The sequence below is a fragment of the Pseudomonas sp. NY15354 genome (assembly GCF_048068075.1).
GTDB lineage: Bacteria > Pseudomonadota > Gammaproteobacteria > Pseudomonadales > Pseudomonadaceae > Aquipseudomonas > Aquipseudomonas guariconensis_C.
Window position 1 is genome coordinate 1 of sequence record NZ_JBLUPV010000057.1, and the last position, 5,463, is coordinate 5,463.

Here is a 5,463-nt window from a genome sequence, read left to right on the forward strand (position 1 = left end):
CGCAGATAGGGGTTTTGCGAAATGAATCTTGACGATGACCTACTCTCACATGGGGAAGCCCCACACTACCATCGGCGATGCATCGTTTCACTGCTGAGTTCGGGATGGGATCAGGTGGTTCCAATGCTCTATGGTCGTCAAGAAATTCGGTTGCCGAAATGTCTTGTGAACACTCCAGCCAATTCGGATATGTGATCTTTTGTGGTTGCGAACTTTCGGTTCTTTCGTCTTCACCACCGCAATCTGCAGAAGCAAATTGCTTGGGTGTTATATGGTCAAGCCTCACGGGCAATTAGTATCGGTTAGCTCAACGCCTCACAGCGCTTACACACCCGACCTATCAACGTCGTAGTCTTCGACGGCCCTTCAGGGGATTCAAGATCCCAGTGAGATCTCATCTTGAGGCAAGTTTCCCGCTTAGATGCTTTCAGCGGTTATCTCTTCCGAACATAGCTACCCGGCAATGCCACTGGCGTGACAACCGGAACACCAGAGGTTCGTCCACTCCGGTCCTCTCGTACTAGGAGCAGCCCCTCTCAAATCTCAAACGTCCACGGCAGATAGGGACCGAACTGTCTCACGACGTTCTAAACCCAGCTCGCGTACCACTTTAAATGGCGAACAGCCATACCCTTGGGACCGGCTTCAGCCCCAGGATGTGATGAGCCGACATCGAGGTGCCAAACACCGCCGTCGATATGAACTCTTGGGCGGTATCAGCCTGTTATCCCCGGAGTACCTTTTATCCGTTGAGCGATGGCCCTTCCATACAGAACCACCGGATCACTAAGACCTACTTTCGTACCTGCTCGACGTGTGGGTCTCGCAGTCAAGCGCGCTTTTGCCTTTATACTCTACGACCGATTTCCGACCGGTCTGAGCGCACCTTCGTACTCCTCCGTTACTCTTTGGGAGGAGACCGCCCCAGTCAAACTACCCACCATACACTGTCCTCGATCCGGATCACGGACCTGAGTTAGAACCTCAAGGTTGCCAGGGTGGTATTTCAAGGATGGCTCCATGAGAACTGGCGTCCCCACTTCAAAGCCTCCCACCTATCCTACACAAGCAAGCTCAAAGTCCAGTGCAAAGCTATAGTAAAGGTTCACGGGGTCTTTCCGTCTAGCCGCGGATACACTGCATCTTCACAGCGATTTCAATTTCACTGAGTCTCGGGTGGAGACAGCGCCGCCATCGTTACGCCATTCGTGCAGGTCGGAACTTACCCGACAAGGAATTTCGCTACCTTAGGACCGTTATAGTTACGGCCGCCGTTTACCGGGGCTTCGATCAAGAGCTTCGCTTGCGCTAACCCCATCAATTAACCTTCCGGCACCGGGCAGGCGTCACACCCTATACGTCCACTTTCGTGTTTGCAGAGTGCTGTGTTTTTAATAAACAGTCGCAGCGGCCTGGTATCTTCGACCGGCATGGGCTTACGGAGCAAGTCCTTCACCCTCGCCGGCGCACCTTCTCCCGAAGTTACGGTGCCATTTTGCCTAGTTCCTTCACCCGAGTTCTCTCAAGCGCCTTGGTATTCTCTACCCGACCACCTGTGTCGGTTTGGGGTACGGTTCCCAGTTATCTGAAGCTTAGGAGCTTTTCTTGGAAGCATGGCATCAACCACTTCGTCGCCTAAGGGCAACTCGTCATCAGCTCTCGGCCTTGAAATCCCGGATTTGCCTAAGATTTCAGCCTACCACCTTAAACTTGGACAACCAACGCCAAGCTGGCCTAGCCTTCTCCGTCCCTCCATCGCAATAACTGGAAGTACAGGAATATTAACCTGTTTTCCATCGACTACGCTTTTCAGCCTCGCCTTAGGGACCGACTAACCCTGCGTCGATTAACGTTGCGCAGGAAACCTTGGTCTTTCGGCGTGCGAGTTTTTCACTCGCATTGTCGTTACTCATGTCAGCATTCGCACTTCTGATACCTCCAGCAAGCTTCTCAACTCACCTTCACAGGCTTACAGAACGCTCCTCTACCGCATCACCTAAGTGATACCCGTAGCTTCGGTGCATGGTTTGAGCCCCGTTACATCTTCCGCGCAGGCCGACTCGACTAGTGAGCTATTACGCTTTCTTTAAAGGATGGCTGCTTCTAAGCCAACCTCCTAGCTGTCTAAGCCTTCCCACATCGTTTCCCACTTAACCATGACTTTGGGACCTTAGCTGACGGTCTGGGTTGTTTCCCTTTTCACGACGGACGTTAGCACCCGCCGTGTGTCTCCCATGCTCGGCACTTCCAGGTATTCGGAGTTTGCATCGGTTTGGTAAGTCGGGATGACCCCCTAGCCGAAACAGTGCTCTACCCCCTGGAGTGATACATGAGGCGCTACCTAAATAGCTTTCGAGGAGAACCAGCTATCTCCGAGCTTGATTAGCCTTTCACTCCGATCCACAGGTCATCCGCTAACTTTTCAACGGTAGTCGGTTCGGTCCTCCAGTCAGTGTTACCTAACCTTCAACCTGCCCATGGATAGATCGCCCGGTTTCGGGTCTATACCCAGCGACTAAACGCCCTATTAAGACTCGCTTTCGCTACGCCTCCCCTATTCGGTTAAGCTCGCCACTGAATATAAGTCGCTGACCCATTATACAAAAGGTACGCAGTCACCTAACAAAGTAGGCTCCCACTGCTTGTACGCATACGGTTTCAGGTTCTATTTCACTCCCCTCTCCGGGGTTCTTTTCGCCTTTCCCTCACGGTACTGGTTCACTATCGGTCAGTCAGTAGTATTTAGCCTTGGAGGATGGTCCCCCCATGTTCAGACAAAGTTTCTCGTGCTCCGTCCTACTCGATTTCATTGATAAGAGATTTTCGTGTACGGGGCTATCACCCACTATGGCCGCACTTTCCAGAGCGTTCCACTAATCTCAAACCAACTTAAGGGCTGGTCCCCGTTCGCTCGCCACTACTAAGGGAATCTCGGTTGATTTCTTTTCCTCAGGGTACTTAGATGTTTCAGTTCCCCTGGTTCGCCTCTTGCACCTATGTATTCAGTGCAAGATACCTAGGTTATCCTAGGTGGGTTCCCCCATTCAGAGATCTCTGGATCACAGTCTGTTTGCCGACTCCCCAAAGCTTATCGCAGGCTACCACGTCTTTCATCGCCTCTGACTGCCAAGGCATCCACCGTATGCGCTTCTTCACTTGACCATATAACCCCAAGCAATCTGGTTATACTGTGAAGACGACATTCGCCGAAAATTCGCATGTTGCTCAGTTACGAGCAGAACTCACAAATTTTACCTTAGCCTGATGGCCCACCAGTGAAAGTGGTCATCAGTCTATCTATCACATATCCGAATTTTTAAAGAACGATCTGACAAAAGTCAGAAATCAACATTCACTGCGGAATGTTCATTTCTAAGTTCTGCAGGTAACGGCAAGTGGTGGAGCCAAGCGGGATCGAACCGCTGACCTCCTGCGTGCAAGGCAGGCGCTCTCCCAGCTGAGCTATGGCCCCGTAGTCATCTGCACCAAGCTAATGGTAGGTCTGGGCAGATTTGAACTGCCGACCTCACCCTTATCAGGGGTGCGCTCTAACCAACTGAGCTACAGACCTATAACAGGGTCGCGTTACAGCATCGTCTTCTTCAAGGAATCAAGCAATTCGTGTGGGAGCTCATCAGCAGGCTGATGTCTTCGATTAAGGAGGTGATCCAGCCGCAGGTTCCCCTACGGCTACCTTGTTACGACTTCACCCCAGTCATGAATCACACCGTGGTAACCGTCCTCCCGAAGGTTAGACTAGCTACTTCTGGTGCAACCCACTCCCATGGTGTGACGGGCGGTGTGTACAAGGCCCGGGAACGTATTCACCGCGACATTCTGATTCGCGATTACTAGCGATTCCGACTTCACGCAGTCGAGTTGCAGACTGCGATCCGGACTACGATCGGTTTTGTGAGATTAGCTCCACCTCGCGGCTTGGCAACCCTCTGTACCGACCATTGTAGCACGTGTGTAGCCCAGGCCGTAAGGGCCATGATGACTTGACGTCATCCCCACCTTCCTCCGGTTTGTCACCGGCAGTCTCCTTAGAGTGCCCACCATGACGTGCTGGTAACTAAGGACAAGGGTTGCGCTCGTTACGGGACTTAACCCAACATCTCACGACACGAGCTGACGACAGCCATGCAGCACCTGTGTCAGAGTTCCCGAAGGCACCAATCCATCTCTGGAAAGTTCTCTGCATGTCAAGGCCTGGTAAGGTTCTTCGCGTTGCTTCGAATTAAACCACATGCTCCACCGCTTGTGCGGGCCCCCGTCAATTCATTTGAGTTTTAACCTTGCGGCCGTACTCCCCAGGCGGTCAACTTAATGCGTTAGCTGCGCCACTAAAATCTCAAGGATTCCAACGGCTAGTTGACATCGTTTACGGCGTGGACTACCAGGGTATCTAATCCTGTTTGCTCCCCACGCTTTCGCACCTCAGTGTCAGTATCAGTCCAGGTGGTCGCCTTCGCCACTGGTGTTCCTTCCTATATCTACGCATTTCACCGCTACACAGGAAATTCCACCACCCTCTACCATACTCTAGCTCGCCAGTTTTGGATGCAGTTCCCAGGTTGAGCCCGGGGCTTTCACATCCAACTTAACGAACCACCTACGCGCGCTTTACGCCCAGTAATTCCGATTAACGCTTGCACCCTCTGTATTACCGCGGCTGCTGGCACAGAGTTAGCCGGTGCTTATTCTGTCGGTAACGTCAAAACAGCAAGGTATTAACTTACTGCCCTTCCTCCCAACTTAAAGTGCTTTACAATCCGAAGACCTTCTTCACACACGCGGCATGGCTGGATCAGGCTTTCGCCCATTGTCCAATATTCCCCACTGCTGCCTCCCGTAGGAGTCTGGACCGTGTCTCAGTTCCAGTGTGACTGATCATCCTCTCAGACCAGTTACGGATCGTCGCCTTGGTGAGCCTTTACCTCACCAACTAGCTAATCCGACCTAGGCTCATCTGATAGCGTGAGGTCCGAAGATCCCCCACTTTCTCCCGTAGGACGTATGCGGTATTAGCGCCCCTTTCGGAACGTTGTCCCCCACTACCAGGCAGATTCCTAGGCATTACTCACCCGTCCGCCGCTGAATCAAGGAGCAAGCTCCCGTCATCCGCTCGACTTGCATGTGTTAGGCCTGCCGCCAGCGTTCAATCTGAGCCATGATCAAACTCTTCAGTTCAATACTGCTTGGGTTTTTAAGAAACCCTAAACTTGGCTCAGCAATCTCAAATGACTATGTGATTTCTCGCATGGCCACTTGTGATGCTGATAATCTTGGCGACGATCAGTCCGTACTCACAAGCACCCACACGAATTGCTTGATTCGATTGTTAAAGAGCGATTTGGTTAAGCGCTTTGCTCAACCGAGGCCGCGCATTCTACGCTTTCCTCTAAGTCTGTCAAGCGTTTATTTTGAAGTTTTTTCCGAGAAACCCGTTCAACTTCAACC

Annotated in this window: 2 tRNA genes and 3 rRNA genes; all 5 read right to left on the reverse strand. The window is 51.9% G+C overall.

Features of this window, described 5'->3' with window-relative positions:
• Positions 1-26: 26 nt before the first annotated feature.
• The 5 genes from rrf to ACNFCH_RS25705 all read right to left on the reverse strand — a co-directional run bounded on the left by rrf (position 27) and on the right by ACNFCH_RS25705 (position 5,193).
• Positions 27-142 (reverse strand): 5S ribosomal RNA (gene rrf / locus ACNFCH_RS25685).
• A 129-nt stretch (positions 143-271) separates the two neighbouring features.
• Positions 272-3,162, reverse strand: a 23S ribosomal RNA gene (locus ACNFCH_RS25690).
• Between the two features lie 234 nt (positions 3,163-3,396).
• A tRNA-Ala gene (locus ACNFCH_RS25695) sits at positions 3,397-3,472 on the reverse strand.
• A gap of 22 nt (positions 3,473-3,494) precedes the next feature.
• Positions 3,495-3,571, reverse strand: a tRNA-Ile gene (locus tag ACNFCH_RS25700).
• Between the two features lie 85 nt (positions 3,572-3,656).
• A 16S ribosomal RNA gene (locus tag ACNFCH_RS25705) occupies positions 3,657-5,193 on the reverse strand.
• Together the 16S, 23S and 5S rRNA genes with 2 tRNA genes alongside form the textbook arrangement of a ribosomal RNA operon.
• Positions 5,194-5,463 lie beyond the last annotated feature (270 nt).